The sequence below is a fragment of the Acinetobacter sp. S54 genome (genome assembly GCF_016624945.1).
In the GTDB taxonomy this organism is placed as follows: Bacteria; Pseudomonadota; Gammaproteobacteria; order Pseudomonadales; family Moraxellaceae; genus Acinetobacter.
Genome location: NZ_JACVUI010000009.1, coordinates 1 through 25,463, shown reverse-complemented (window position 1 = coordinate 25,463; position 25,463 = coordinate 1). Strand labels below are relative to the sequence as shown.

Here is a 25,463-nt window from a genome sequence, read left to right as displayed (position 1 = left end):
ATTAAAAGATCTCCTTTAATCTGAATCTATGTTTTAACACAGCGTTATAAGGAGCAAACTTAATGCGTGATTCTGTTCATAAGAAGCAACTCATTCTCTCCATTCGTCATTTACAACTTTCCGAAACATTGGTTACTGCGCTAAATGATGCTGAACAGGCAAAAGACATTATTTTAATGTTAGATTCTTTGCAAAATTTTTCTGAACATTGGCAATAAATCTTTTTTATCTATCCGTTCTATATAGATTTAAATCTTTCAGACTTAAGCCGTTGACCACTGGACAAAACAATTTAAAGCAGTGCAAAATGCCTAGGCAATAAGAGCAGAGTTATCTTCATATTTTTAATTGAATTATTGCGCAATCTTCACAGTTTCTCTGCATTTTTTTTGTACATTAAAACAATGAGAAAGAAGTACGTCCCCGAGGATGCATTATGAAAAAGATTTTGACAGCCCTGGCATTATCTTTGACCGCACTAATGAGTACGGTTGCAGTTGCAGGACCGTATTTTGATCGCGATAATGGCGGTGATTTTCCTCAAGCGCGTAAAGAACGCAGTTATGATCGTGACCGTGATAACGATGATGAACAAGTGCGCTCAGAACAACGTCGTATACGAGAAGAACGTGGTGTACAACGTTTAAAACAGCACCGCTGGCAAACGGGTTATGTTATGCCTCAACATTACCGTGGCAATGGTTATAAAGTTGAATATCGGGATCACAATCTTCCAAAACCTGATCGAAATCAACAATGGTACAAAATCAACAATGACTATATTTTAGTCAATTCCAGTACCAATGATATTATTCGGATCGTAGGTTTCTAACCCATTTAATTTTATTAAAAATTTTACACTTTATAGCCCAGATTCCAAATCTGGGCTTTTTTTTAAGCTGTCTTCACATGCCCTTCTCAATCTGTGCCGATCTTTCACAATTTGCTAAGTACTCTTCACGTTTTCTCTCATATTTAATATTAAGTTAAAACCATCAACGATCAGTGAAAAGAATATGAGGTACAGATGAATAAATGGATTAGTGCACTTGTTTTTAGTATGAGTGGATTATTGGCAACAAGTGCCATGGCAGCTCCGCAAGATCCTCATTCAAAACATTATGTCCATCAAAATCAAGCGGAACTCCATCAACCCACCCATGCAAAAGATAAAAAACTAGATCCGAGCCGCGACTGGCGCATTGGTCAAACTATGCCGCGTCAATATCAGTTGTCACGTTACCAAGTCGACTATCGCGCGCATAAACATATAGCCCAACCCAAACGTGGCCAACAATGGTATCAAGTTAATGGACAGTATGTTCTCGTTTCACAACATGACCATAAAATTTTGAAAATCGCCCGATAATCTTTATTTCTTGACCATATCCCACACCTTTATCTTTTAGATCAAGGTGTTTTTTTATCTCAGGCATTCCCCTTTGGCTAATTTTGTTTAAAATCAGTCTATGTTTCTCTTTTTTTTGAGTCGATTATGCCATTACACGAGACTGAGTCTACTTCCAGCACCACGCAAGATTATGTGCGTTGGTTCCGTCACTCAGCACCGTATATTAATGCACATCGAAATAAAACCTTTGTTTTAATGTTTGGTGGAGAAGCAGTTCAACACCCTAATTTTCAACATATTATTCACGATATTGCGTTACTACATTCGCTTGGTATTCGACTGATTTTAGTACACGGCGCACGTCCACAAATTAATAAAAACCTCCAAGAAAAACAGATTCAAACGCCAATTCATCTTCATCGCCGCGTCACTACACGAGAATCCTTAAGTTGTATTATGAATGCTGTAGGTTCCATTCGACTGGAAATTGAGGCGTTATTATCAATGGGACTGGCCAACTCACCTATGTTTGGTGCGCGTATTGATGCCGTTTCTGGAAACTTTGTTACAGCTAAACCTTATGGAATTCGCGATGGAGTTGATTTTCAACTGACAGGTGAAGTCCGAAGTATCGATACAGATGCAATTCAGCGCCATTTAGATAATCATAATATTGTGGTATTAGGGCCTACAGGTTATTCAACCACCGGAGAAGTATTTAACCTTTTGGCAGAAGAAGTAGCCACCAAAACCGCGATTGCCATTCAAGCCGACAAGCTGATTTTTCTTGGCAATAAACAAGGATTACTTGATGATAACCACAAAATTTTACGTGAACTTACTCCCCACCAATTAGATAATTATATTGAGCAATTTCAAAAAAATGATGATGAAATGGCCTTGCATTTACAAGGTGCGCAGCGAGCTTCTCTTTCAGGTGTACATCGCGTACATGTAATCTCCTATGCCTATGATGGTGCATTGATTGAAGAGTTATTTACTCGCGATGGCATTGGCACCATGATTACTGACGCGCATTATGAGGAAGTACGCACGGCGACAATTCAAGATGTCGGCGGGCTAATTAATCTGTTACGTCCACTCGAACAAGAAGGTATTTTGGTTTATCGATCTCGTGAACGACTGGAAAGTGAAATTGGACAATTTGCTGTGATTGAACGTGATGGCATGATTCTCGCCTGTGCCGCGCTATATCCAATTCCCACAGCAAAAAATGAAATCCGTTCTGCTGAAATCGCATGTGTAGCGGTTGACCCTGCATATCGTCAATCCAATCGTGGTAGTCAAATCCTGCATTTTTTAGAAGAGAAAGCACGACAACAAGGTATTCTACAATTGTTTGTGCTAACCACCCGTACTGCACACTGGTTCTTGGAACAAGGTTTTCAGACAGCCACTATCGATGATCTTCCAAATGCACGACAGGAACTCTATAACTATCAACGTAATTCATTGGTGTTTAAAAAAATGCTGATGTAAATTGTTGATCCGCTGTTTTAAATAAGCCAGTTTGATTGACGTGCATCGACTGGCTTTAGCACCAATGACTATATCTTTATTCTCACTAAGCTTAGTACAAAAACATCTTTTTATTTCTTTTGATGATATTCAATTGCTTCATAAGCTTATCTTTTTAAAACATAAAACATTAGAATCAATATCTTATTTAAAAAAAATCGAAGATTATCCTTTATTTTAAAATCTACATTTCAGATAAACTTAGCATTTTTTTATTTATCTATTTTTATCATAACTAATGTTAAAAAACTTATTTTTTATGCAATAGAAATGGTTTTAAGGTGTGCCCTCAACTTACATTTTTTAATACAGGGCATCACACATCATGGCGAGCATCCGTTCTTCTTCGTGGTTCAAATTTTCAGTGATTACGGCGAGTGTCGCAGGAATCATGATGCTCAGTGGCTGTGCTAAGAAAGAAAATTCAGATCTCACTACCTTAAATATTGGCTTTCAAAAATATGGCTTACTGCCTATTGTAAAAGAGCGTGGTGCATTAGATAAAGCTTTAAAAGAGCAAGGCATCACAATCAAATGGGTTGAATTCCCTGCTGGTCCACAGCTTTTGGAAGGCTTAAACGTGGGTAGTGTGGTGTTTGGTGAAGCGGGTGAAGCTCCGCCTATTTTTGCACAGGCAGCGAACTCTAATCTAGTGTATGTTGCGAACCAGCCTGCTGCACCAAATGCTGAAGCTCTGATTGTTCCCAAAAGCTCTACGATTCAATCTATTCAGGACTTGAAAGGTAAACGCGTTGCCTTAAATAAAGGCTCAAATGTGCATTATTTATTATTAAAATTATTGGAAAAAAATCATTTAACCTTGAACGATATTCAAGTGGTGTATTTACCTCCTGCCGATGCCCGAGCGGCCTTTGAAAAAGGTGCAGTCGATGCATGGGTGATCTGGGATCCATTCTTTGCGGCGGCTGAACAACAGATTGGTGCACGAGTACTGGCTACAGGACAAAATCTGGTTAGCAACCATCAGTTCTATCTGGCAGATCGTAAATTTGCCCAAGCCCATCCTGACGTCCTGAACACTCTGGTCAAAGAGCTTAATCAAAGTACGGAATGGGTCAAAACTCATCAGGATGCCGCCGCCAAATTACTGGAAAAACCGACCGCGCTAGATTTCAATATTTTAAAAACATCTATTTCTCGCATGGGCTTTGGCGTTACCCCATTGTCGACTCAAGTAGTCAATGCACAACAACAAGTGGCGGATGCTTTTTATCAGCAAAAATTGATTCCGCAGCCCTTAAAAATTCAAGATGCCATTTTAACTGGCGAAATTAAATAAATGCGAACAATTAGGATAACAACTCATGATTAGCTTAAAACAATTGAGTGTCATCGGAACCATAAGTCTGGGTTTAAGCTTAAGTGGCTGTCAGAAAACAGAACCCCATACACAAGCACAAAAAGATTCATCGACTACAAATAACGCACCTGTCAGAACATTGTCGATAGGTTTTCAAAAGTCTTCGCTGAATTTTTTAATTGCTAAAGAGCAAAAAATATTTGAACAGGAATTTCCAAATGCCAAAATCGAATGGCGCGAATTTCCTGCTGGACCACAAATGCTCGAAGCTTTAGCCGTTGGTGCAGTGGACTTTGGTATGGTAGGTAATACTCCGCCCATATTTGCACAAGCAGCCGATAAAGATCTGAGTTATGTAGGTTATGAGGTAGTTCCTGCAAATTCACAGGCACTTCTCATTCCAGTAAATAGTGCCTTCAAATCCATCCAAGATCTTAAAGGTAAGCGCATTGCGGTACAAAAAGGTTCAAGTGCACATGAACTGCTGGCCAAAGTGCTGCAAAAAGCAGGTTTAAGCTGGCAGGACATTCAACCTGTCTGGCTACCTCCAGCCGATGCACGTGCCGCGTTTGACAAAGGTGCGGTTGATGCTTGGGCAATCTGGGAACCCTACTTAAGTACTACCGAGCTCAAAGGCCATGCCAAATCACTTATTGATGGGACTGCATTTCCAACGACCTACTCGTTCTACATTGGTAATCCTAAATTTATCCAACAACACCCAGATGCCACCCAAAAGGTTCTGAATGGTTTAAATAAAGCAGATCAATGGTTTGTGAAACATCAGGACGAAGGCTTAAGTATTTATGCGCAAAGTACGGGACTCGATACTCAAGTAGCTAAAGCGGTACTGGACAAACGGCACAAACCATCTCCCGTTCAACCCTTAACTCCAGAAGTTACCAAGGCTCAGCAGAGTATTGCCGATCTGTTTCAGCAAGTTCAGCTCATTCCAAAAGGTATTCAGGTGAATCAAACCATCTGGACACCAAAAGCTTCTTAGTTCTTAGGCCTTCTAAACATACACGCAATTTTATCAAAACGCATTTAAAGGAATGTTGATATGAATATTTTCTGGTTTATTCCCACTCACGGTGACAGTCGCTATTTAGGAACCAGCAAAGGTGCACGTCAAGTGGATCATGCGTATATGAAACAGATTGCGGTAGCGGTTGATAATTTAGGTTATAGCGGCGTTTTGATTCCAACTGGTCGTTCTTGTGAAGATCCGTGGATTACCGCTGCCAGTCTGATTGATGCTACAAAACATTTAAAATTTTTAGTGGCTCTACGTCCAGGTATTACCACACCTGCGCTGGCAGCACGTATGGCCGCAACCTTTGATCGTTTATCTGGCGGTCGTGTGTTACTTAATCTGGTGACAGGTGGTGATGAGCAGGAACTTAAGGGCGATGGCTTATATGAAGACCATTCAACACGTTATCAAACTGCAAGTGAATATGTAAAAATCTGGCGTGAAATCCTGACGCGTTCACATACAGGCGAGTCATTTACCTTCCATGGTGAGCGTTTGAGCGTCGATGAAGCCAAGCTTCTCTATCCACCCATTCAAAAACCTTATCCACCATTGTGGTTTGGTGGTTCATCAGATGCAGCTTCAGAACTGGCAGCTGAGCAAGTGGATACCTATTTAACTTGGGGCGAACCTCCTGCTGCAGTCAAAGAAAAAGTTGAAGGTATGAAGGCAAAAGCTGCCGCCAAAGGCCGTACCCTAAATTATGGCATTCGCTTACATGTCATTGTCCGTGAAACGAATGAGCAGGCGTGGGCAGCAGCGAATGAACTGATTCAATATCTCGATGATGACACTATTGCCGCAGCACAGAAGAAATTTGCGCAGATGGACTCAGTCGGTCAACAACGCATGGCCGCCCTCCATGGTGGTCAACGTGACAAACTTGAAGTCTCACCCAACTTATGGGCAGGTATTGGTTTAGTACGTGGCGGTGCAGGTACCGCATTGGTAGGTGATCCGGAAACAGTGGCAGCGCGTATTCAGGAATACGCAGATTTGGGTATCGATACCTTTATTTTTTCAGGCTATCCACATCTTGAAGAATCTATTCGCTTTGCTGAGCTAGTTTTCCCACTCTTACCACTCAAAACTCGTGAGAAGCTGGCCCAACCTAACCTTACAGGTCCTTTTGGTGAAATTATTGCCAACAATTATGCTCCAGATCAGAGCAAGAAAGAGAAAGTGGTCAAGGAGTCCGTATGAGTGTAAATACCGCCTCTTCTATTGTTTCACGTGGAACAGCTGCGATTTTTAAACGCAGCCTTCCTTGGTTGTTTCCAATCGCACTGGTTATCATTTGGCAGCTTGCATCAACCACAGGCTTACTGCAAAGTCGAGTCTTGCCAGCCCCCACTGCGGTTGTAAGCGCCTTCTGGCATTTATTAGTCAGTGGAGAACTCTGGCATCATGTTAAGGTCAGTGCAGGTCGAGCATTGCTCGGCCTCTTGGTCGGTGGAGGATTAGGGCTATTTTTAGGTCTACTCAATGGTTCATCAAAAACTGCATCAACCTTGCTCGACACGACCTTGCAAATGATTCGTAATATTCCTGCACTCGCGCTGATTCCCTTAGTAATCCTCTGGTTTGGAATCGATGAAACAGCAAAACTGTTTCTTGTAGCAGTCGGGGTATTTTTTCCTATTTATATCAATACGTATCATGGTATTCGCTCGGTCGATCCACAGTTGATTGAAATGGGTAAAAGCTATGGTTTAAACCGCTGGCAACTCTATAAAGAAATCATTCTACCGGGCGCAATGCCTTCAATTTTGGTCGGTTTACGCTTTGCTCTTGGTCTGGTTTGGGTACTACTTATTGTTGCTGAAACTATTTCGGCACAATCAGGCATCGGCTATATGACCATGAATGCCAGAGAATTCTTACAAACCGATGTGGTGTTAGTCGGTATTTTACTTTACGCCTTATTGGGCAAACTTGCCGATGTTCTGGCTCAGGGCCTTGAGCGCTATTTATTGCGCTGGCATGCAGGCTATCAACAATAAATTCGAGGGCTTTGATCATGACCAATTTAAATTTACCTTTATATCAAGATGAACTGACTAACGTGCATATAGAACAGCCTGTTCAAGTTGGAGATGTACCAATTGGTGCCGAAATTATTATTGAACAACTGCATAAGTTTTATGGGCAGGTTAAAGTTTTAGAAGATCTTGATCTACATATTCAGCCCGGAGAGTTTGTTGCTATCGTCGGTCGCAGTGGTTGTGGTAAAAGTACTCTATTACGCCTGATTGCTGATCTCGAACAGCCAAGTTATGGGGAGATTAAATTTAAATCGGCACGACATTTCCGTGAAGGAATTACCAGTGATGATATTCGGGTCATGTTTCAGGATCCACGTCTATTGCCTTGGAAAAGTATTTTACAAAATGCACAATTAGGACTAGCCAAAGATAAACGTGATATTGCTGAACAGTTATTGGAAAAAGTAGGCCTAAAAGATAAAGCAGGACAATGGCCGTCACAACTGTCAGGTGGTCAACGACAACGTACTGCTTTGGCGCGCGCACTTTCACATTCACCACGTATATTATTGCTGGATGAACCGTTGGGTGCACTCGATGCTCTGACTCGTCTGGAAATGCAAAACCTGATTGAACGTTTGTGGAAAGAGCAAGGTTTTACCGCTATTTTGGTGACGCATGATGTCAGTGAAGCAGTGCAATTAGCTGATAAAATTATTTTGCTGGATAAAGGTCACATTGCACATAGTTTTGAAGTCGATCTTCCACGACCACGCAAGAAGGGCGCTGAATTTGCAGAGCTGGAACAGCGTGTATTAGAAGCCGTCTTAGCCACTTAAATAAAGCCGCAATCTGCGGCTTTTATCCATTTTTAATTGAGCAGCACTTGGTTGTATTGCTCCAACATCTGAATTGCAGCTGAAAAATCGATGTGCTCGGCTGTTTGCCGATCTATTTGATTATACAGCTGTTGTACACAATGCAATAAACTTCCCTGCTGTCCCGTCTCCGCGATCAGATCAAGTGCTATTCCAATATCTTTTTGCAATAAATTAAGTGCAAACGTTTTATTAAAACAACGACTCATGATTTTTTGCGGCATCACCGTTTCAGACATACTACTTTTACCACTGGAATGATTAATACAAGCCAAAGCAGCATCTAAACTGACCCCACGAACTTTGAGAACCGATAATCCTTCACTTAAAGCCCAAAGATTAGCTGCCATCAAAATATTATTCACCGCTTTAACCGCGAAACCAGACCCACTCTCTCCAACATGCTCAATTACTCCTGCAAATGCCTGAATCACAGGTCTGGCCCGCTCAAAGGCAGGTTGGTGACCGCCAACCATTACAGTTAATGTCGCATTTTCAGCACCAATGGTTTGTCCTGAAACTGGCGCATCTAAAAATTCCACACCTTGTCGTTTCAAAGATTGACTTAATTGTTGTGCAGAAAAGGGAATACCACTGGTACAGTCAATCCAGATACTGCCAGATTTTGGTGGATGTGCAGAGAGTATTGCTTCTACTTCTGAACTTGTTGGGAGACACGAAAAAATAAAGTCGGCTTGCACAAGTAAGTCTAAATCAACTGAGACTGTTCCAAATTGTGCTGCATGTGCCTCAGCTTTACTTTTCGTTCGATTCCACACCATTACTGTGGCATCCAGCTGAGTCAAATGCCCTGCCATATGCCATCCCATTGCCCCTAATCCTATAAATCCAATTCTCATCACCAAACCTACTCCTTAAGACTGCGGACTGAGCGGTTGGATATTTTTATCATTGTGCTCTGTAGAATCAGTCTGATTAAGCATCGTTTTATCACGATTCAACAGTAAATTTAGGACAATTGCAGCTAGAGTAGCCGTGCCAATTCCTCCCAAATCAAATGAACCAATATGTAAACTAAAATTCCCTGCACCCATAATTAGGCTTACTGCAGCAATAATCAGGGTGCTGTTCTGACTAAAATCTACTTTATGATCGATCCAGATTTTAGCTCCTGCAACTGTAATCAAACCAAATACAACAATCGATGCACCCCCCAAAAGAGCTACAGGAATCGTATGAATGACTGCACCAAATTTCGGTGAAAGACCAAGCAAAATTGCAAATAAGCCAGCAACGACAAATACTGTAGTGGAATAAACCTTGGTCACTGCCATCACGCCAATGTTTTCGGCATAAGTGGTCATTCCTGTTCCTCCAATAGAGGCAGACATAGTCGTACATACGCCATCAGCAAAAAAACCACGTCCCATATACGGCGATAAATTTCGGCCAGTCATTGCTGACACAGCTTTAAAATGACCCAGGTTTTCTGCAACTAAAATCAATGCAACTGGCGCAATCAACAAAATGGCCTTAGTTTCAAAGACGGGCGTATGAAAAGTCGGCAAACCCAACCATGCGGCCTGTGCAATAGGTGTGAAATCAATCGGTTTTCCCCAGCCAAATACATTGGCAAATAGAAAATAAGCCAAATAGGCAACACACAAACCAACCAGTAACAACAAACGACGAACCATACCACGGGTAAATACAGCCACAGCACTAATACATAAAATGGTTAAAACGGCCATCCATGTATCAAAGCCATTGCCAGAAACCCCTTTAATCGTGACTGGTGCGAGATTTAAGCCAATAATCATCACGATGACTCCTGTGACAATTGGAGGCATCAACTTTTCAATCCACGCTGTTCCGGTACGCATGACGATCACGCCAATAGCAGCATATATCAAACCACAGACGACAGTCCCTCCCAACGCCAAAGCCAGATTCGGGTTAGCACCGATGCCGTTATAGCCTGTTGCCGCAGCAACAGCCGCAATAAAAGCAAAACTTGAACCCAGATAGCTCGGTAAGCGTCCTCCGGTAATCAAAAAAAATAAAATGGTGCCAAACCCTGTAATAAAAATCGTCAAATTCGGATCAAAACCCATCAATAACGGCGCCAGCACTGTTGCCCCAAACATGGCAAAGGCATGTTGCAGACCTAAAACCACACTTTTTCCAGCGGGAAGATATTCATCAATCTGGACAGGATTTTGATCCAGATTTCCTTGATAAGGTTTAAATTTGACAAACCACGGTTCTTGACTCGACATCGCTATTTCTCCTCATTTCAACATGAGATTTAAGCTACATAATGGGGTTCACAATAATTACGGTTAAAATACATGAGTGGGTTTTGCCCCTGCCCGTATTGAATCGCTTTAACTTGACAGAAAAAAACGTCATGGCTCCCTACAGACAGGCTTTGCACCACTTCACAATCAAAAGACACCAGTGCATCTTCCAGAACAGGCGCTTGTGTAGCCAGTGTTTGCCATGTTCCATAAGTAAACCGTTCGTCCATGGGGGTTTTACCTCCAAAAATATTGGAGAGAGTTGCCTGATGCGCAGCCAATGTGTTGACACAGAGCACCTGATTCTTCTGAAAGGTTTCAAATACCGAAGCAGCGCGATTTAAACACACCAATAAAGTCGGTGGACTATCTGTCACGCTACACACCGCAGATGCGGTAAAACCTGATTTTCCTGCCATACCATCCGTAGTAATTACATTTACCGCAGCTCCCAAATTCGACATACCCTGCCGAAAGATGTGTTGATCAACCTGCATACTGGTAAAGCGATTGGACGGAGTGATTTGCTCAAGTAAGCTTTTCAGCTGATTTGGAGTTTGTATTAATGCGGTCATTGCTTATCTCCACCTCAAGACCTTCAAAGTGATGAGGTATAATTTATGATGTTTAACAGCCTAAATTTGGTTTTCAGTTTGGCTTAGACATGCGCTACTGAGGCGATTTCAACCAATGCCTCAGGTTTGACCAACCCCACTTGAATGCAATAACGTGCTGGACGCTGTTCAGGAAAATACTCCGCATAAACCTCATTTATCGCGGTGTAATCGGCCCAGTCTCGTAAAAAAATATGGTTAAAAGTGACATCTTTTAAACTGCCTCCTGCGTTGGCCAAAATCCCTTTAATGGTTTCCAACACGTGACGTGTCTGTGCAGCAGCATCACCCACATGCACCACATTGTTATTTTCATCAAAAGCCAAAATTCCAGAGACGTACACGATATTATCGGCTTTGGTAGCAGGCACATAAGGTGCTAAAGGGGGTGGAGTACCTGCGGGTAAAATAATTTGCTTTGGCATGTCGTACTCCTATGCAGATTTGGCCATAATTTGGGATGGAGGAAAGCTCTCAACAAAACTTTGCGTATCGGACACCCAGCCAAAAAAAGTTTTAATGTTGTACATGCTAGCAGTATGCATTTCGGGCGGGCCTGCCTGATAACATGCATCATCCAGTGCTACACCGAAATATTCGAGGAAGAAGCCATCTCGCAAAGTCGACTCCACACAAACATTTGTCGCAATACCAACGAATACCAGATTGCGAATCCCACGAGCGCGTAACATGCTATCGAGCGCAGTATTAAAGAAACCGCTATAGCGTGGCTTTTCAATGACAATGTCTTGACTTGTTGGCTGTAATTCATCAATTAGCTCAAAATCCCAGCCACCTTTCGCCAGTAATTTACCTTGCAGTTCGGGTTGATTGCGCATGGTTTTTAGGGCATTGGATTTATGAAAATTAGGGGATCCTGCGCCACCCGCCTCAACATACTGACTGTCCCAGCCATTTTTAAAATAAATCACCTGGATGCCTGCTGCATGTGCTGCTGATACGGCTTTTTGAATATTTTCTACAACAGGCTTAGTTTTAGAGACATCAAAACCTGCCAAATCCAGATAACCGCCTAATGAGGTATAAGCATTTTGCATATCAATCACGATCAATGCGGTTTGTTCTGGTGCAAGTTGAATCGCTTCCGGTTCTGCTTTTAAGATACGTCCTGTACCTGCACGTTCGGTAAAATCTGCAATCACCATACTCATGCGCTTTTCTCCAATGGGGTAAGCATTTGATATTCAGCAACAGTGCTTTGTCGTGATTGCATCAGAGGCTGAATACGCTCACCAAAATCTTCTACACCTTGCAAGAAATCATCAAAGGTCAATAGAATGCCTTCCGTACCCTGAATCTCGGCAATTTCATCCAACATTGCGGCAACTTTTGCATAGGAACCTACTAAAGTCCCCATGTTGATATTGACTGGAGAAACGCTGGATGCCATTTGGCGAATATTGGTATCTGTACCCGATTTGGTATCTTTACCGCCCTGATTCATCAACCAGTTAATCGCTTCCATATCGGCACCGTCGTTATAGCTTTGCCATTTCGCCATGGCTTCAGCATCAGTTTCGGCCGCAATCACCATAAACAAAACATAGGTCTGCACATCACGCCCAGTTTGTTCAGTAAAGTGTTTTAAACGATCATTAATATCGGCATAGGCTGTTGGAGTATTTAGTCCTTTCCCAAATACAAAATTATAGTCAGCATGTTGCGCTGAAAACTCAAGCCCTGTATCAGATTGCCCTGCACAGATAATCTTCATGTCAGCCTGCGGTTTAGGACTAACACGACAGTCTTCCATCTGGAAATGTTCACCTTTAAAGTCCGATTTCCCTGTCGCCCAAAGTTCTCTCAAAATTTGAACGTATTCAGACAAGTATTCATAACGCTTAGCGAAATATTCATCCCCTGGCCACATGCCCATCTGACTATATTCAGGGGCTTGCCAACCTGTTACTACATTTAGACCAAAACGCCCATTTGAGATCGAATCAATGGTCGAAGCCATTCGCGCCACAATAGCGGGTGGCATTACCAGTGTTGCAGCAGTGGCATAAATTTTAATCTTGCTTGTGACCGCAGCTAATCCCGCCATCAACGTAAAAGTTTCGAGGTTATGATCCCAAAATTCAGTTTTCCCACCAAAACCACGTAACTTGATCATGGAAAGTGCAAAATCGAAACCATAATGTTCAGCGCGTTGTACGATTTGTTTATTAAGTTCAAAGGTCGGCATATATTGAGGCGCATTTTCTGAAAGCAGCCAGCCATTGTTTCCGATTGGACAAAAAACACCTATTTTCATCTGGTCGATCCTCTTGGGAAGATGTAATTCATGGACTACATGAGCACTACCTAAAACTCATTATTTAATTTTCAAGAATGGCCATTTCTTATTATTTTCCAATGCATACATTATGCCAACTTTATTTTATTAATATTTAATAAATACTTACATAAAACATATGGTTAATTTGTTTTTACCATTTAGTAAAATTATGGCGCACAACAATGCACTATTTAGGTGAAAACAGGATCAATAACGTGCAAAAGAAATTGAAATACAACAGCCAAATCATTTGACTAAAATTTATATAATTTGTTTGCTTTTTGAACAAAAAGATGCTGGAATTTCAAACAACTTCCGTAAGATGAAGCACTTATTTTTTCTTCTCAGACAGAAAAATAACCTTATGCTGTGCACAAATCATGCGGTTTACCTTACAATTCATCAGAACCGTCTAGACTAGTTATGCCAATGGAACAAAAAAAGAGTACACAAAAACGAAATCAGTTGCTCAGTGCTGCGCTGGATGTCTTTTCAACTTACGGTTTTAGTGGGGCGAGCCTAGATGAAATTGCTCAACTGGCAAATATGCATAAATCCAATATTTTCTATTATTATGAAAATAAAGAGGCGCTTTATGTCGAGGTTCTTACTACAGTTCTACAAAAATGGCTTGCACCATTGCAAACACTAGAAGCTGAACTTGAACCTACTGAAGCATTGGCACATTATCTCATTCAAAAAATAGAAGTGTCGCGTACTCAACCCAAAGCCTCTAAACTGTTTGCCCTAGAAATTATTCAAGGTGCGCCACATATTTTGGAAATTTTGAAAGGGCCTCTAAAAAAACTATTTAAGCGCAAAGCCAAAGTTATTCAGACTTGGCAGGAACAAGGCAAAATTTCTGCTGATATTGATCCTGAACTCTTAATTTTAAATATCTGGGCAATTACTCAAAACTATGCAGATTTTAGTATCCAGATGGAAATGGTCACAGGAAAGACTCTTCGCAATCGAAGTATGCAACAACGCGCCATTGAACATACGGTGCATATGATTCTTTATGGCGTTTTACCTCGCCTTTAACTTTGTTTAGAGATTTAATTCTTTATATGGCTTACGACCATAGTTGCCTATGGTCGCCAAAATTCAATCCATTTAGCGTTTACATGCTGTTTAATTCATCGGCTCTGGTGTAAAAATTTTAAAATCTGATGATTGATTAAGGGTGTTTGAGTCACAGTTGAAGCATGCCCTCCCTCAGCCATCAAATATAAGTGCGCTTGGGGTACTAATTTCCAAAACTTTAAACTCTGATGATAGGGCACCAACATATCATCCTGATTCGCAATCAACAGCACAGGCCGTTGAGCAAGTTTGGCCAAATGCTCAGGTGTAATTTGAAAATGCATTAATGCAGCTATACGTCGAATAACATTTTGAATCGGTGGAAAGTCCCGTTGCTGTTTTTGTTCTTGTTGTTCAATATCGAGGTAGTATTGAGAAATCCAGCTTGGCGGATATAAAAATAATGCTTGTGCAGCCACATAGGCAGCAATACCTGCGTGTTCCAGTAAAGCCAGTCGGGTTTGGAAACATTTTAAAGTATGGGGATCTAAATCTGCCCAGCCATTAATGACAGTTAAACTTTGCATATCGAGTTCAGATGCATCAAGCAACTGCATCAATTCTATTCCAATAAATCCACCAATCGCATGACCAATAAAATGAAACCGATGAATATTAAGTTGAAGTAGTAGATTTTTAATTTGCTCAGCCAAATCACCAAAGGAATAAGACTCTGGCAATAAGCGACTATCTGCATGACAGCCTTCATGATCATAAATCAAAACATGGTACGTTTGCTGAAATGCAGCAATCTGTGGCTGCCAAAACTGACCGTGCCCTCCCAAACCCGAAGAAAAAACCACATATTCCTGACTTTCATTTAACGCTGGATAAAGCTGATAGTTCATTTTAAACCGTTTGGTAAAATTAATATTTCTATCAACCAGCAAGATTTATGCCTTTCTTGGCAGCCAGTAACTAATTTTTCAAAAAATGCTGTTGATATAAAGCCAATAATTTTTGTGCGCCTAATAGCAAATTAGCCTCCCAGTCCAAATGCGCCGTATCATTGGCTCCATCGGTAATATATTTCACTGAAATGCAGCGAACACCTAATTTTTTACAAACTTTGGCAATCGCATAAGCTTCCATATCCACCATCTCACAGGCAAGTTTTGGCGCTCCCGTTTCAAAGGAATCCCCTGTACCACAAACACCTTGGGGCAATTCTGAGAAAAATGGTTCAAGGACAATGGTAGCGGGAAACTCTTGATCTAAAGGTGTTGTGCCAATTGCAAAGCCTAACGGGGAAACATCCATATCACGTTGTACCACTTGACTCACTTCAACTAATGTATGTGCATCAAAAACTGAACTGCCTGCACTACCCAAATTCAAAAGCACATCACAACCCGTTTTTTGAATAATATCAAATGCAGTAAATGCAGCATTCACTTTACCAATACCGCTGTAGTGGACAGTAATACCCGCCTGCTCAAATAAACTTTTGGATTCATCAGGAATCGCCATGATCAGTGCAATATTCATGTTTTATTATCTCAGTTTCATCACACCGCATTTAAACTGATCGATTGTGCTTATACAACTTTTCTAGATCAAGAATGAGGATTTTCTTGTCGCTGTTTCCACATTTGCAAACAAGGAGAATAAAATAATTGTCCTGTGTATGCTCCACGAATCGTTTTTAGGCTAACCAATAACCACAAGCCCAATAACACCACCATCAGACTATGGACAATAAGAGTCAAACTCATCCAGTGCAGTTGTGCCGCCAATTGTTGTAATGCCAAAATTAAAACACCGAAGGGAAAGGTCATCCCCCACCAACCCAAATTGAACGGAATACCTAGTTTGAAATAATATAGCGTCGCAAAAATAGCCAGTCCCAACCACCAAACTCCCACTCCCATAAACACCAGACTAATGAGCAGGCCGCTATGTTGTAAAAAATGCCCCAGCATTTGCAAACTATGCTGCTGTAAAACATGTGGTGCAGCCTGTCCAAGTAATAACATTGCAAGCGCCCCTGTTCCAATCGGGCCAATAGACAACCAGCTTGAAATGGCGAGTTCTTTTTCAGGAATTTGATGTAAAGCCAATCGCAAAATCAGAATTGCTAAAACTAAAAAAGCAGGTAATACAGACATTCCCCAGAGTATATAACTGAACCATAAAATACTGACTGCATGGGGTACATATGGCGCGACATTCAAGATTAAGCCACCAGAACTTGCAGCAACTTCTGCCGCGACAATGGGGAGTAACCACATCGCAGTCATATTGGGCAACACATGTTGCTGCCGACTAAACATACAAAACGGCACAATCCAGCCGACCAGAACTGCCAGTAACACATCCAGATACCAGAGTTTGACTGCGATCATGACCGCAATTTCACCCCATTCATTTATTCCATAGATCAACAGACCATTTAGAACTGTTGCCAGTGCCATTGGAATGGTTCCTAAAAATAAACTCATAGTGGGGTGACTGAAAATCTGTTTTGCTTCGTTCGTATAAAAAAGCCAGCGACTAAGATACAACACACTAAAAAGACTAAATAATAGTGTATTCAATCCCCATAATATAAAGCCAAGACGATAAAATGAATCAGAGGCGACAGGAAAATGCGCCATGATTAATGCCACTACTCCAGTACCCATTACTACTGCAAACCAGTTCGGTGTGAATTCACGGATAATATTTTGCTTGAATCGTAATTGATAAAATGGAGTGTTCATTCAACGTATCTCAACATTTGTTACTGCGATCATAAGTAAATACAAAGATAAGAAAAATTGATTTATTTTTAAACTATATATCAGTATTTTTTATAAGAAGAAAAAAGTTGCGGCTTTTTGCCTGCATAAAAACGCAACAATAGCACCAAGCCCCCAGTTTATGGCAATATAGAGGACTTTCAAAATTTAGCTTCATTGAAATCCATGAAACTGCTCCGCCTGAATGCCTTATCGCCAAACTTTAAGTTGCCTGCCACTGCAGTGACGATTGGCAACTTTGATGGTGTCCATCTAGGGCATCAGGTCATGATTAAGCAATTAAAAAACATCGCTGCGGCTCATCATTTAAAAACACTGGTCATGATTTTTGAACCTCAGCCGCTTGAATACTTTAAAGGCTTTGATGCGCCCCCTCGGATCAGCTCACTTCGGGAAAAAGTCGAATATTTAACCGAGTTGGGTGTGGACTATATTGCAATTGCCAAATTTGATGAACAATTTCGCGGTCTGAGTGCCCAAGAGTTTGCTGACTTATTGCACTTTAAGCTCAATACACAGCAGCTCATTTTGGGTGATGATTTTCACTTTGGGAAAAATCGTCAAGGTAATAGCGAGTTTTTACGTGACTATGGCTTTAAAGTTACCAATTTAGACACCATTGAATATCATGGGGAACGCGTAAGTTCTACGCGTATTCGTCAGGTTCTGGCCGAAGGTAACTTAGCACTGGCAGCACAACTTTTAGGGCGCCCTTACAGTATTACAGGTCGAGTACAATATGGTGATCAGATTGGCCGCACTTTAAATTTTCCAACCATTAATGTGCGTTTAAATCGCCATAAACCGTGTTTAAGCGGTATTTATGGGGTAGATGTAGTCTGTGAAACAACCTCTCTACGCCATAAAGTCCAAAGCGACGATCACACACAGTCAGGGATCGCAGGCTATCATCCAGATAGTTTATTTGGCGCAGGCCATGTCGGAACTCGTCCTGCCATTCAACAGACACATCCAGAATGGCGATTGGAAGTACATTTTCCCCAAGTTTCTGCTAATCTGTATGGCTTGTTAATGCGGGTGACGTTTCTTAACTTTTTGCATGGTGAACGAAACTATCCGTCGCTGGAAGCGCTGAAAGCTGGAATTGACCAAGATGTGGAAGACCTGCTCGACTTTCGTGAGCAACAACCACAATTCCCTTTTTAATTTCGAATTTTTTTGATGATAAAACACGTCAGCTTAACTGCTGATCGAACTGGAAGACAACTTGCATGAGCGATAAGCAAACTCCTGAAAATGCCGTGGATTACAAAGCCACACTCAACCTACCAGGTACCGAATTTGCCATGAAAGCCAATTTGGCTGTGCGCGAAGTAAAATGGTTAGAAGAGTGGTATGCCGACAACATTTATCAGAAGATTCGTGCATCGCGTATTGGCAAGAAAAAATATGTTTTACATGATGGCCCTCCGTATGCTAATGGTCAGATCCATTTAGGCCATGCGGTCAATAAAGTATTAAAGGATATTATTGTCAAAAGCCGTGTTATGGATGGTTTTGATGCACCATACGTACCGGGTTGGGACTGTCATGGTCTGCCGATCGAACTAAAAGTTGAAGAAAAAGTCGGTAAAGTCGGTGTCAAAGTTGATGCGTCAACTTTCCGTAAAGCCTGCCGTGAATATGCCATGAGTCAGGTCGATTTACAGCGCAAAGACTTTATTCGTATGGGTGTGTTTGGTGATTGGCAAGATCCTTATCTAACCATGAATTTTAAACAAGAAGCCGATATCGTACGTGCTTTGGGTGAAATTCAAAAAGCAGGTCATATCGAGCCCGGCTTAAAACCGGTGAATTGGTGTATCGACTGCGGTTCAGCACTGGCCGAAGCCGAAGTTGAATATGAAGATAAAAAGTCCGATGCGATTGACGTTGGTTTTGGTGTAGTTGATCTTCAGGATTTAACTCAGCGTGTGGGTGTAAACGTTACGGCACCAACCGATATCGTGATCTGGACGACTACTCCTTGGACTTTGCCTGCAAACCAAGCAGTTGCATTACATGCTGAGATAGACTATCAACTGGTACAGGTACAAAGCGACCGCGGTACACAAAACTTTATATTGGCCAAAGATCTGGTTGAATCCGCCATTGCCCGTTATAAGCTGGAAAATCCAGTGGTTCTGGCAGATTTTAAAGGTGCTGTACTGGAGCGTCTGACCTTACAACATCCATTACTAAGTGATCGTCAAGTTCCTGTGATTTTGGGTGAGCACGTCATCGCAACTAGTGGTACAGGTGCAGTACATACCGCGCCAGGTCATGGTGCAGACGACTATAAAGTTGGTCTGATCTATAACCTCCAAGTTGATAACCCTGTCGGGGGGAATGGCGTATATTTACCAACTGCGCCTATTTTTTCTGGTGAACATATTTATAAAGCCAATCCACAAATTATTGAAGCTTTGGGTGCTGTCGGCCGTTTATGGGCTCATCAACCGATCGTACATAGCTATCCGCATTGCTGGCGCCACAAAACACCAATTATTTTCCGTGCAACACCGCAATGGTTTATTAGCATGGATGCCAAGGGTTTACGTGATTGTGCCTTGAAGGCGATTGAAAATGATATTAGCTTTGTGCCTGATTGGGGGAAAAACCGAATTGAGTCGATGATTGAAGGTCGTCCAGATTGGTGTATCTCACGTCAACGTACTTGGGGTGTGCCAATCCCATTTTTTGTGCATAAAGATACCAATGAGCTTCATCCTCGTACGCCAGAACTGATTGAAGAAGTGGCACAACTGATTGAGAAAGAAGGCATTGATGCATGGTATAACCGTGAAGCTAAAGACTTTATTGGTTCAGATGCAGAGCAGTACAATGCCGTACGCGATACGCTTGATGTCTGGTTCGATTCAGGTACAACCCACTATGCAGTGTTACGTCAACGTGAAGAATTGACCGATCCTGCAGATTTATATCTGGAAGGTTCAGATCAGCATCGTGGCTGGTTCCAGTCGTCCTTGCTCACCTCAATTGCGATTAATGAACGCGCACCTTATAAAGGTCTGCTCACTCATGGCTTCGTGGTTGATGAAAAAGGCCGTAAAATGTCTAAATCTTTGGGCAATATCATTACGCCTCAAGATATTATTAAAGATATGGGCGCTGATGGATTGCGTTTCTGGATTGCATCAAGTGACTATCGTTATGAGATGACAGCAGGTAAAGAAATTTTTAGCCGTGCTTCTGATGGTTACCGTCGTATCCGAAATACCTTACGTTTCTTATTGGCAAACTTGAATGGATTTAAACCATCAACGGATGCATTGCCTGTTGATCAATTAATTGCTCTGGATCAATATATCCTGCAACGTGCTGCAGACGTACAAAAAACTATTCAACAAGCCTATGAAGATATGAATTTCCATATCGTATGTAGCGCTTTGACGAACTTCTGTATCAATGACTTGGGTGGCTTCTATCTCGACATTATCAAAGATCGTCAATACACCACTAAAGCCGATTCACAGGCACGTCATTCTGCACAAACGGCGCTGTATCATCTGGTTCAAGCCTTTGTACGCTGGATGACACCCATCTTAAGTTTTACCGCTCAAGAAGCATGGCCACTGATTCCTGAACAAAACGAACAATATGTATTTACTGCCCAATGGTATGATTTACCTGTTGCCTCTACAGCCAATCTCATTTCTGAAGCTGATTGGCAAACCCTGATTCAGGTCAAATCGGCAGTCAACAAACAGATTGAAGCAGCTCGTAATGCCAAACTGGTCGGCAGTAACTTGTCAGCCAAAGTAGAAATCTGGGCTAAAGACGAATTACAAACGGTACTGAACCAGTTAGGTGATGAACTACGCTTTGTATTAATTACATCGCAAGTGCTTGTCTATCCTTATGCGGAACAGGGTGAAATTACGGACATAGAGGGCTTGCGTGTACAGGTCTCAGCAGCAGAAGGCGAAAAATGTGTACGCTGCTGGCATGTGCTACCAGATGTTAATACACATGCCGATCATCCTGGTCTATGTGGCCGTTGTATCGTAAACGTCGCAGGTCGTGGCGAAGTGAGAAAATATGCCTAAGGCTCAAGTAAAGAAAGGCTTATTCCAGTTTTATCCACATAATCTAATTTGGCTCGGACTTTCTGTTCTTGCCATCCTCTTGGATCAATGGACCAAATGGATTGCAAGCACACATCTGAACTATGCTGATCCTGTGCCAGTATTGCCCTTTTTAAACTGGACCCTACTACATAACTATGGTGCGGCTTTTAGCTTTCTCTCTGATGCAGGGGGCTGGCAACATTATTTATTTACGGGTCTGGCAGGCATCGTTTCGATTATTTTTGTGTTCTGGTTATTACGCATGCCGAAAAATGCAATGGTTTTACCCGCAGCCATTGCTTTGATTTTAGGTGGAGCATTAGGTAATCTGATCGATCGAATGACTTTGGGATATGTCGTCGATTTTATTCATGTCTATTATCAAAATCATCATTTTCCAGCCTTTAATATTGCAGACAGTGCAATTACGCTGGGAACCATCCTCTTGTTAATTGATACTTTTTTCCTTGAGAAAAAACGCATCCAACGTGCAGAAGTAAAGCATGACTGAAATTATTCAACCGAACGAAGAAATTCGTATACAAGAAGGCGCTCAGGTCGAGTTACATTTTTCTGTTGCACTGGAAAATGGTGTTGAGATTGACAATACACGTAGCCGCGAACAGCCCGTAAGCCTAACCATTGGTGATGGCAATTTATTACCAGGTTTTGAAAAAGCACTATTTGGCTTACGTGCGGGAGATCGTCGTACCGTACATTTACCCCCAGAAGATGCTTTCGGCCCTTGGAACCCTGAAAATATTCAAAAATTTGATACCGTCAAATTTGAACAACGCCCGATTGTTGGTCATATGATTGAGTTTGAAGACAAAGCCAAATCATCATTATTTGGCGTGGTTGCTTCAGTCAATGATGATATTACCGAAGTAGATTTTAATCATCCGTTGGCGGGTAAAAATATTAGTTTTGAAGTTGAAATCTTTAAGGTGACTCCTGCGGGTCAACAAGGGATTAAGCTGATGTGATGTAAGCATTTAACTGATTTAAACCTCCTAAAGTAATTAGGAGGTTTTTTATTTTTCAACATTAATTAAACTTCAAGACAGATTTAATCTTATTCATTACTCCATCAGGTTCTTCTAATTTAATTTCCTCATCACTACAAATTAAATTTTCTTTTATCCTATAATATAAAATAGAGTTTCTTTTATCTTTTTTCACACAAACTAGTTGTGAATAATTTTTGTTTGATTCTAAGTTTATACTATAAATTCCGGATTTTTCAAAAATTTCACTTGGAACATTAATACAACTTTTTTTATTCGTTGGGAATTTTAGACTATTATATTTTTTCTCATAGATACTTTTAAAACTCTCTTGTGGATTGTACTCTCCAACAAAAACAATAAAATAGTCATCTTGCGTTGAATATCCTGTTTTTCTTCCCGTATAGATGCACAAATCATTATTGCTTATTATGTTCAATTGGTTATTAATAGGTTGAGCACATGCAATCAACTGAAATAATATCGACACCAATATAAGTACTAGTAATTTTTTATTCATAATTAACTTCTAGGCAATAATGATGGATCATGTGGATTATCTAAAAAATCTCTCAAAATTCTTTCAACATAGCCTAATAGCTTTAAACTTTTCTGATGATGTGGTCTTGATGATACAATATTCTGCAAATAGCATGCGTTAAACCAAAATTCAATTATTCTACCTTGTTGTTCGAAATTGAAATCCTTAAATTTTTTATTTAAATCTTTTCCTGTAATATCTGTATCATAGGCTTTTAACTCTCCTAAACCTGAGTCAACACAATCTACTTTGATTATATATCCACTTTTACACAAGAGTTGTTCAAGACCTAGCCAAGCATTTTTAGTACCCATTTGATATTGCCAAACATGTGTCATCTCATGAATGAACCAATGTTGTGCATTCCCTTTAGACTTACTAAAAGCTAGGTTTTCAAAATAATTTTTATTTGATACATTTACATTTCCAAAAGGTGTCATAGCATTATCAGTCAAATTAATAATTATGCTTATAAAACCGCCAATCTGTATATATACTTTCGAATAGTCAATTGAATCTTTAAAAACCAATTGACACATTTTTATTTCACCTGAAGTTAGCTTTCTTTTAGTTGGAATAGATATTGTTCAAGTAGAAACAGAAAAAAATGAAAATCCAAATACTTTAAGTGAACTTGCAGGTACTCAGAAGCCCGATACAGTGCAATAAACGTCTTCCATGATCCTTCTTATTTTTATTTGCTTTTTCGGGCTTACAATAGCACTCGCTTGTCTCATGTTCCATGAATTACGTCATAAGCTTTTTATTTTATTAAAAAATATATTGCCGAAAAGTAAACAAAAATTTAAACGCGCTAGAAAATTTGCCCAATAACTTCATGATGCATCTGCATCAGAACAACTTCAATCTCAATGGCATTTACAACAATGGTGGATTTTAAGTGCTGGATTTCTTTTGTTTACTAATATTATTGTATTTGCCTTTACACGCCCCATTAGCTCAACTCGTATAGAAGCCGAATATCTCAAAGAAGTCGATCCACAAATTTATACGCTTTTAAATGGTGAGCTCCTAACACCACCGCCTGAAGTTGATGCATCTTTAGTTGAAGCAGCAATTATTGAAGCTAAGCAACTTGAACAGTATGAGCAAGCACAAAATAATTATTCCGTTGAAGCATCACAACTTGAAATTATAAATAATCATAGTCGCTTTGAGAATGCACGTATTGACCGCAAATGGGATAAAATGCACCCGCGTTACAAACAACGTTTACTCATGGTATTTAAACTCATGAAAGAGCGTTACGGTTATGAATTGGTGCTACTTGAAGGCTATCGTAGTCCAGTGCGACAAAATATGCTTTCAAACAATCCCAACACCACGCGTGCTCGTGGTTACCAAAGTTATCATCAATTCGGCCTAGCCGCAGATATTGCATTTAAACGCAATGGCAAAATCGTGATTACAGAACGTGATCCCTGGGCCATGCATGGCTATCAACTATATGGCGAACTTGCCGAATCGGTAGGATTGACTTGGGGTGGCCGCTGGAAATCTATTCAAGACTATGGGCATACTGAATACCGCATGCCAGGGTTGAAAAAAACCAAAGAAATGGCAGATAAACTGCTGACTGAAATTGAAATAACAGTAAATAATTCCAATTCATAACAAAGTTTTACTTTCCAAACCTTTAGAAGATCGTTTAACTTTTAATCCAATTCATAATTTTGGAATAACCATGCTGATCTATATTATTGTCGGAAGTATTCGTGAAGGGCGTACTGCGATTAAAGTCGCAAATTGGGTATATAATCAACTTGTAAATCATCAAGATAACGCTATTCAAGTTGAATTGGTCGATTTAAAACAATGGAATTTGCCCCTTTTTTCTGGCAGTCATCCACCAGCGACTGGCATCTACGATCAACCCAAACAACAAGAATGGGCAAATAAGATTGCGCAAGCAGAAGGCTTTATTTTTATCAGCCCTGAATATAATCATGGTTATAGTCCTGCCTTAAAAAATGCTTTAGACTATCTTGGAAAAGAATGGAAAAATAAACCTGTAGCATTTGTTGGTTATGGTTCAACCTATGGTTCCCGTTCAATTAGTCAAATTCGTCAAGTTACATCTAGTTTAGATATGATTGATCCTAATGCTGTGATTGAAATCCGCGATATCTTTAAACGCAACCAATCAGAAGAATTTGAAGCTAATGATTTCGAAATCAAGTCATTAATCAATCTTGTTGAGAAATTAAAAAAATATCATAAAAATTTGGTGTAAGCTAAAACTTACAACTATCGAAGTCATTGGCGAATATCCCTCCATTAATTTTTCGCCTATTATATACATCATAGAGAGACAGGAAGTCTCATTGAAAATAACAAGATGCACAGGATGTGGTCGTAAATAGGATATCTACGACACTATAAACGGAATATAAAGGAGCCCTGTCAGGATGATGGGGCTTCTTTTTATTTATACTTTGTAAAAGTATTAAAATATTTAATCCTCTCGAATAAGCTTAAGTACCGTATAAGCATACTGGTCGTCAATTAAATAGATTATAAATTTCTGAATTACTTGTCATGAGAGCGTGGCTTTAAATAGCTGTTTAAGGCACCCAAATGGTTTTATTCTTAAATTCGTGAGATATTTCATAGTACGCTGTAAAAAAAGAAGCCCCGTCACTGGCTAGTGACGGGGCTTATATTTAAAAGCTGGCGATGACTTACTCTC

Annotated in this window: 26 protein-coding genes and 1 pseudogene; 16 read left to right on the top strand and 11 right to left on the bottom strand. The window is 40.6% G+C overall.

The window, feature by feature from the left end:
- Window positions 1-62: 62 nt before the first annotated feature.
- The 9 genes from IAE20_RS12425 (at window position 63) to IAE20_RS12385 (ending at window position 8,071) form a co-directional block, all read left to right on the top strand.
- Complete coding sequence (locus tag IAE20_RS12425) at window positions 63-218, top strand: hypothetical protein (RefSeq protein ID WP_200482429.1); 156 nt, start codon at window positions 63-65, stop codon at window positions 216-218.
- Window positions 219-436: 218 nt separating this feature from the next.
- Window positions 437-832 carry an RcnB family protein gene (locus tag IAE20_RS12420; RefSeq protein ID WP_200461140.1) on the top strand — a complete coding sequence of 132 codons (396 nt, stop codon included), beginning with the start codon at window positions 437-439 and terminating at the stop codon, window positions 830-832.
- Window positions 833-1,027: 195 nt separating this feature from the next.
- Complete coding sequence (locus IAE20_RS12415) at window positions 1,028-1,369, top strand: RcnB family protein (RefSeq protein WP_200461141.1); 342 nt, start codon at window positions 1,028-1,030, stop codon at window positions 1,367-1,369.
- Window positions 1,370-1,495: 126 nt separating this feature from the next.
- Complete coding sequence (gene argA / locus IAE20_RS12410) at window positions 1,496-2,851, top strand: amino-acid N-acetyltransferase (RefSeq protein ID WP_200461142.1); 1,356 nt, start codon at window positions 1,496-1,498, stop codon at window positions 2,849-2,851.
- Between the two features lie 364 nt (window positions 2,852-3,215).
- Window positions 3,216-4,190, top strand: coding sequence for a sulfonate ABC transporter substrate-binding protein (locus tag IAE20_RS12405; RefSeq protein ID WP_200482430.1), 975 nt, complete (start codon window positions 3,216-3,218; stop codon window positions 4,188-4,190).
- A 25-nt stretch (window positions 4,191-4,215) separates the two neighbouring features.
- Window positions 4,216-5,214, top strand: a complete 999-nt coding sequence (locus IAE20_RS12400; RefSeq protein WP_200482431.1) for an aliphatic sulfonate ABC transporter substrate-binding protein — start codon at window positions 4,216-4,218, stop codon at window positions 5,212-5,214.
- A 60-nt stretch (window positions 5,215-5,274) separates the two neighbouring features.
- Window positions 5,275-6,450 (top strand): FMNH2-dependent alkanesulfonate monooxygenase, encoded by a 1,176-nt coding sequence (ssuD, locus tag IAE20_RS12395; protein WP_200482432.1) that lies wholly within the window; start codon window positions 5,275-5,277, stop codon window positions 6,448-6,450.
- Window positions 6,447-7,250, top strand: a complete 804-nt coding sequence (gene ssuC, locus IAE20_RS12390; protein ID WP_200461146.1) for an aliphatic sulfonate ABC transporter permease SsuC — start codon at window positions 6,447-6,449, stop codon at window positions 7,248-7,250. Before ssuD ends, ssuC begins: the two co-directional genes overlap by 4 nt.
- A 17-nt stretch (window positions 7,251-7,267) precedes the next feature.
- Window positions 7,268-8,071 carry an ATP-binding cassette domain-containing protein gene (locus IAE20_RS12385; protein ID WP_200461147.1) on the top strand — a complete coding sequence of 268 codons (804 nt, stop codon included), beginning with the start codon at window positions 7,268-7,270 and terminating at the stop codon, window positions 8,069-8,071.
- Window positions 8,072-8,103: 32 nt separating this feature from the next.
- Here the strand turns inward: IAE20_RS12385 and IAE20_RS12380 are convergent, their stop codons facing one another.
- The 6 genes from IAE20_RS12380 to rutA form a co-directional block, all read right to left on the bottom strand.
- Window positions 8,104-8,970 carry an NAD(P)-dependent oxidoreductase gene (locus IAE20_RS12380; protein ID WP_200482447.1) on the bottom strand — a complete coding sequence of 289 codons (867 nt, stop codon included), beginning with the start codon at window positions 8,968-8,970 and terminating at the stop codon, window positions 8,104-8,106.
- Window positions 8,971-8,985: 15 nt separating this feature from the next.
- Entirely contained in the window at window positions 8,986-10,350 is a 1,365-nt protein-coding gene (gene rutG / locus IAE20_RS12375) for a pyrimidine utilization transport protein G (protein ID WP_200482433.1), read from the bottom strand.
- A gap of 29 nt (window positions 10,351-10,379) precedes the next feature.
- The gene (gene rutF / locus IAE20_RS12370) at window positions 10,380-10,946 is read right to left on the bottom strand and encodes an NADH-dependent FMN reductase RutF (protein WP_200461150.1); all 567 of its coding nucleotides are present in this window, start codon (window positions 10,944-10,946) and stop codon (window positions 10,380-10,382) included.
- Window positions 10,947-11,029: 83 nt separating this feature from the next.
- The gene (gene rutC / locus IAE20_RS12365) at window positions 11,030-11,410 is read right to left on the bottom strand and encodes a pyrimidine utilization protein C (protein WP_200482434.1); all 381 of its coding nucleotides are present in this window, start codon (window positions 11,408-11,410) and stop codon (window positions 11,030-11,032) included.
- A 9-nt stretch (window positions 11,411-11,419) separates the two neighbouring features.
- On the bottom strand, window positions 11,420-12,157 hold the full coding sequence (rutB, locus tag IAE20_RS12360) for a pyrimidine utilization protein B (protein WP_200482435.1): 738 nt from the start codon (window positions 12,155-12,157) through the stop codon (window positions 11,420-11,422).
- A complete protein-coding gene (gene rutA, locus IAE20_RS12355) occupies window positions 12,154-13,263 on the bottom strand; it encodes a pyrimidine utilization protein A (RefSeq protein ID WP_200482436.1) in 1,110 nt (369 codons plus the stop codon). Before rutA ends, rutB begins: the two co-directional genes overlap by 4 nt.
- Before the next feature lie 453 nt (window positions 13,264-13,716).
- Between rutA and IAE20_RS12350 the strand changes: the two genes are divergently transcribed.
- Window positions 13,717-14,331: a TetR/AcrR family transcriptional regulator gene (locus tag IAE20_RS12350; RefSeq protein ID WP_200461167.1), complete on the top strand. Its 615-nt coding sequence runs from the start codon at window positions 13,717-13,719 to the stop codon at window positions 14,329-14,331.
- A 95-nt stretch (window positions 14,332-14,426) separates the two neighbouring features.
- Here the strand turns inward: IAE20_RS12350 and rutD are convergent, their stop codons facing one another.
- The 3 genes from rutD to IAE20_RS12335 form a co-directional block, all read right to left on the bottom strand.
- On the bottom strand, window positions 14,427-15,221 hold the full coding sequence (gene rutD / locus IAE20_RS12345) for a pyrimidine utilization protein D (RefSeq protein WP_200482448.1): 795 nt from the start codon (window positions 15,219-15,221) through the stop codon (window positions 14,427-14,429).
- 70 nt (window positions 15,222-15,291) lie between these two features.
- Window positions 15,292-15,861, bottom strand: coding sequence for a 5'-nucleosidase (locus IAE20_RS12340; RefSeq protein ID WP_200482437.1), 570 nt, complete (start codon window positions 15,859-15,861; stop codon window positions 15,292-15,294).
- Between the two features lie 68 nt (window positions 15,862-15,929).
- Window positions 15,930-17,075 carry a TDT family transporter gene (locus IAE20_RS12335; protein ID WP_200482438.1) on the bottom strand — a complete coding sequence of 382 codons (1,146 nt, stop codon included), beginning with the start codon at window positions 17,073-17,075 and terminating at the stop codon, window positions 15,930-15,932.
- A 204-nt stretch (window positions 17,076-17,279) separates the two neighbouring features.
- Here IAE20_RS12335 and ribF point away from each other — a divergent pair, with 204 nt between their 5' ends.
- The 4 genes from ribF (at window position 17,280) to IAE20_RS12315 (ending at window position 22,191) form a co-directional block, all read left to right on the top strand.
- Window positions 17,280-18,281, top strand: coding sequence for a riboflavin biosynthesis protein RibF (gene ribF, locus IAE20_RS12330; RefSeq protein WP_200482439.1), 1,002 nt, complete (start codon window positions 17,280-17,282; stop codon window positions 18,279-18,281).
- 65 nt (window positions 18,282-18,346) lie between these two features.
- Window positions 18,347-21,184: an isoleucine--tRNA ligase gene (gene ileS / locus IAE20_RS12325; RefSeq protein WP_200482440.1), complete on the top strand. Its 2,838-nt coding sequence runs from the start codon at window positions 18,347-18,349 to the stop codon at window positions 21,182-21,184.
- Entirely contained in the window at window positions 21,177-21,716 is a 540-nt protein-coding gene (lspA, locus tag IAE20_RS12320; protein WP_200482441.1) for a signal peptidase II, read from the top strand. The genes ileS and lspA overlap by 8 nt, the downstream gene beginning before the upstream one ends.
- Entirely contained in the window at window positions 21,709-22,191 is a 483-nt protein-coding gene (locus IAE20_RS12315) for an FKBP-type peptidyl-prolyl cis-trans isomerase (protein ID WP_200461160.1), read from the top strand. The genes lspA and IAE20_RS12315 overlap by 8 nt, the downstream gene beginning before the upstream one ends.
- A 61-nt stretch (window positions 22,192-22,252) precedes the next feature.
- Here IAE20_RS12315 and IAE20_RS12310 read toward each other — a convergent pair whose 3' ends face one another.
- The gene (locus tag IAE20_RS12310) at window positions 22,253-22,732 is read right to left on the bottom strand and encodes an NF045616 family extracytoplasmic (lipo)protein (protein ID WP_200482442.1); all 480 of its coding nucleotides are present in this window, start codon (window positions 22,730-22,732) and stop codon (window positions 22,253-22,255) included.
- Between the two features lie 2 nt (window positions 22,733-22,734).
- Window positions 22,735-23,292 (bottom strand): zinc protease, encoded by a 558-nt coding sequence (locus tag IAE20_RS12305; RefSeq protein ID WP_227611022.1) that lies wholly within the window; start codon window positions 23,290-23,292, stop codon window positions 22,735-22,737.
- A gap of 139 nt (window positions 23,293-23,431) precedes the next feature.
- On the opposite strand from IAE20_RS12305, the pseudogene IAE20_RS12300 reads away from it, so the two are divergent.
- Together IAE20_RS12300 and IAE20_RS12295 are read left to right on the top strand one after the other, a co-directional pair.
- A pseudogene (locus tag IAE20_RS12300) lies at window positions 23,432-24,388 on the top strand (M15 family metallopeptidase).
- A 70-nt stretch (window positions 24,389-24,458) separates the two neighbouring features.
- Complete coding sequence (locus IAE20_RS12295) at window positions 24,459-25,007, top strand: NADPH-dependent FMN reductase (RefSeq protein WP_200482443.1); 549 nt, start codon at window positions 24,459-24,461, stop codon at window positions 25,005-25,007.
- Window positions 25,008-25,463: the final 456 nt, after the last annotated feature.

Bases quoted from the DNA above. Each gene is read 5' to 3' on its own strand.
- IAE20_RS12425 (WP_200482429.1), top strand. From the start codon at position 63: ATGCGTGATTCTGTTCATAAGAAGCAACTCATTCTCTCCATTCGTCAT.
- IAE20_RS12420 (WP_200461140.1), top strand. From the start codon at position 437: ATGAAAAAGATTTTGACAGCCCTGGCATTATCTTTGACCGCACTAATG.
- IAE20_RS12415 (WP_200461141.1), top strand. From the start codon at position 1,028: ATGAATAAATGGATTAGTGCACTTGTTTTTAGTATGAGTGGATTATTG.
- argA (WP_200461142.1), top strand. From the start codon at position 1,496: ATGCCATTACACGAGACTGAGTCTACTTCCAGCACCACGCAAGATTAT.
- IAE20_RS12405 (WP_200482430.1), top strand. From the start codon at position 3,216: ATGGCGAGCATCCGTTCTTCTTCGTGGTTCAAATTTTCAGTGATTACG.
- IAE20_RS12400 (WP_200482431.1), top strand. From the start codon at position 4,216: ATGATTAGCTTAAAACAATTGAGTGTCATCGGAACCATAAGTCTGGGT.
- ssuD (WP_200482432.1), top strand. From the start codon at position 5,275: ATGAATATTTTCTGGTTTATTCCCACTCACGGTGACAGTCGCTATTTA.
- ssuC (WP_200461146.1), top strand. From the start codon at position 6,447: ATGAGTGTAAATACCGCCTCTTCTATTGTTTCACGTGGAACAGCTGCG.
- IAE20_RS12385 (WP_200461147.1), top strand. From the start codon at position 7,268: ATGACCAATTTAAATTTACCTTTATATCAAGATGAACTGACTAACGTG.
- IAE20_RS12380 (WP_200482447.1), bottom strand. From the start codon at position 8,970: ATGAGAATTGGATTTATAGGATTAGGGGCAATGGGATGGCATATGGCA.
- rutG (WP_200482433.1), bottom strand. From the start codon at position 10,350: ATGTCGAGTCAAGAACCGTGGTTTGTCAAATTTAAACCTTATCAAGGA.
- rutF (WP_200461150.1), bottom strand. From the start codon at position 10,946: ATGACCGCATTAATACAAACTCCAAATCAGCTGAAAAGCTTACTTGAG.
- rutC (WP_200482434.1), bottom strand. From the start codon at position 11,410: ATGCCAAAGCAAATTATTTTACCCGCAGGTACTCCACCCCCTTTAGCA.
- rutB (WP_200482435.1), bottom strand. From the start codon at position 12,157: ATGAGTATGGTGATTGCAGATTTTACCGAACGTGCAGGTACAGGACGT.
- rutA (WP_200482436.1), bottom strand. From the start codon at position 13,263: ATGAAAATAGGTGTTTTTTGTCCAATCGGAAACAATGGCTGGCTGCTT.
- IAE20_RS12350 (WP_200461167.1), top strand. From the start codon at position 13,717: ATGGAACAAAAAAAGAGTACACAAAAACGAAATCAGTTGCTCAGTGCT.
- rutD (WP_200482448.1), bottom strand. From the start codon at position 15,221: ATGAACTATCAGCTTTATCCAGCGTTAAATGAAAGTCAGGAATATGTG.
- IAE20_RS12340 (WP_200482437.1), bottom strand. From the start codon at position 15,861: ATGAATATTGCACTGATCATGGCGATTCCTGATGAATCCAAAAGTTTA.
- IAE20_RS12335 (WP_200482438.1), bottom strand. From the start codon at position 17,075: ATGAACACTCCATTTTATCAATTACGATTCAAGCAAAATATTATCCGT.
- ribF (WP_200482439.1), top strand. From the start codon at position 17,280: ATGAAACTGCTCCGCCTGAATGCCTTATCGCCAAACTTTAAGTTGCCT.
- ileS (WP_200482440.1), top strand. From the start codon at position 18,347: ATGAGCGATAAGCAAACTCCTGAAAATGCCGTGGATTACAAAGCCACA.
- lspA (WP_200482441.1), top strand. From the start codon at position 21,177: ATGCCTAAGGCTCAAGTAAAGAAAGGCTTATTCCAGTTTTATCCACAT.
- IAE20_RS12315 (WP_200461160.1), top strand. From the start codon at position 21,709: ATGACTGAAATTATTCAACCGAACGAAGAAATTCGTATACAAGAAGGC.
- IAE20_RS12310 (WP_200482442.1), bottom strand. From the start codon at position 22,732: ATGAATAAAAAATTACTAGTACTTATATTGGTGTCGATATTATTTCAG.
- IAE20_RS12305 (WP_227611022.1), bottom strand. From the start codon at position 23,292: ATGTGTCAATTGGTTTTTAAAGATTCAATTGACTATTCGAAAGTATAT.
- IAE20_RS12295 (WP_200482443.1), top strand. From the start codon at position 24,459: ATGCTGATCTATATTATTGTCGGAAGTATTCGTGAAGGGCGTACTGCG.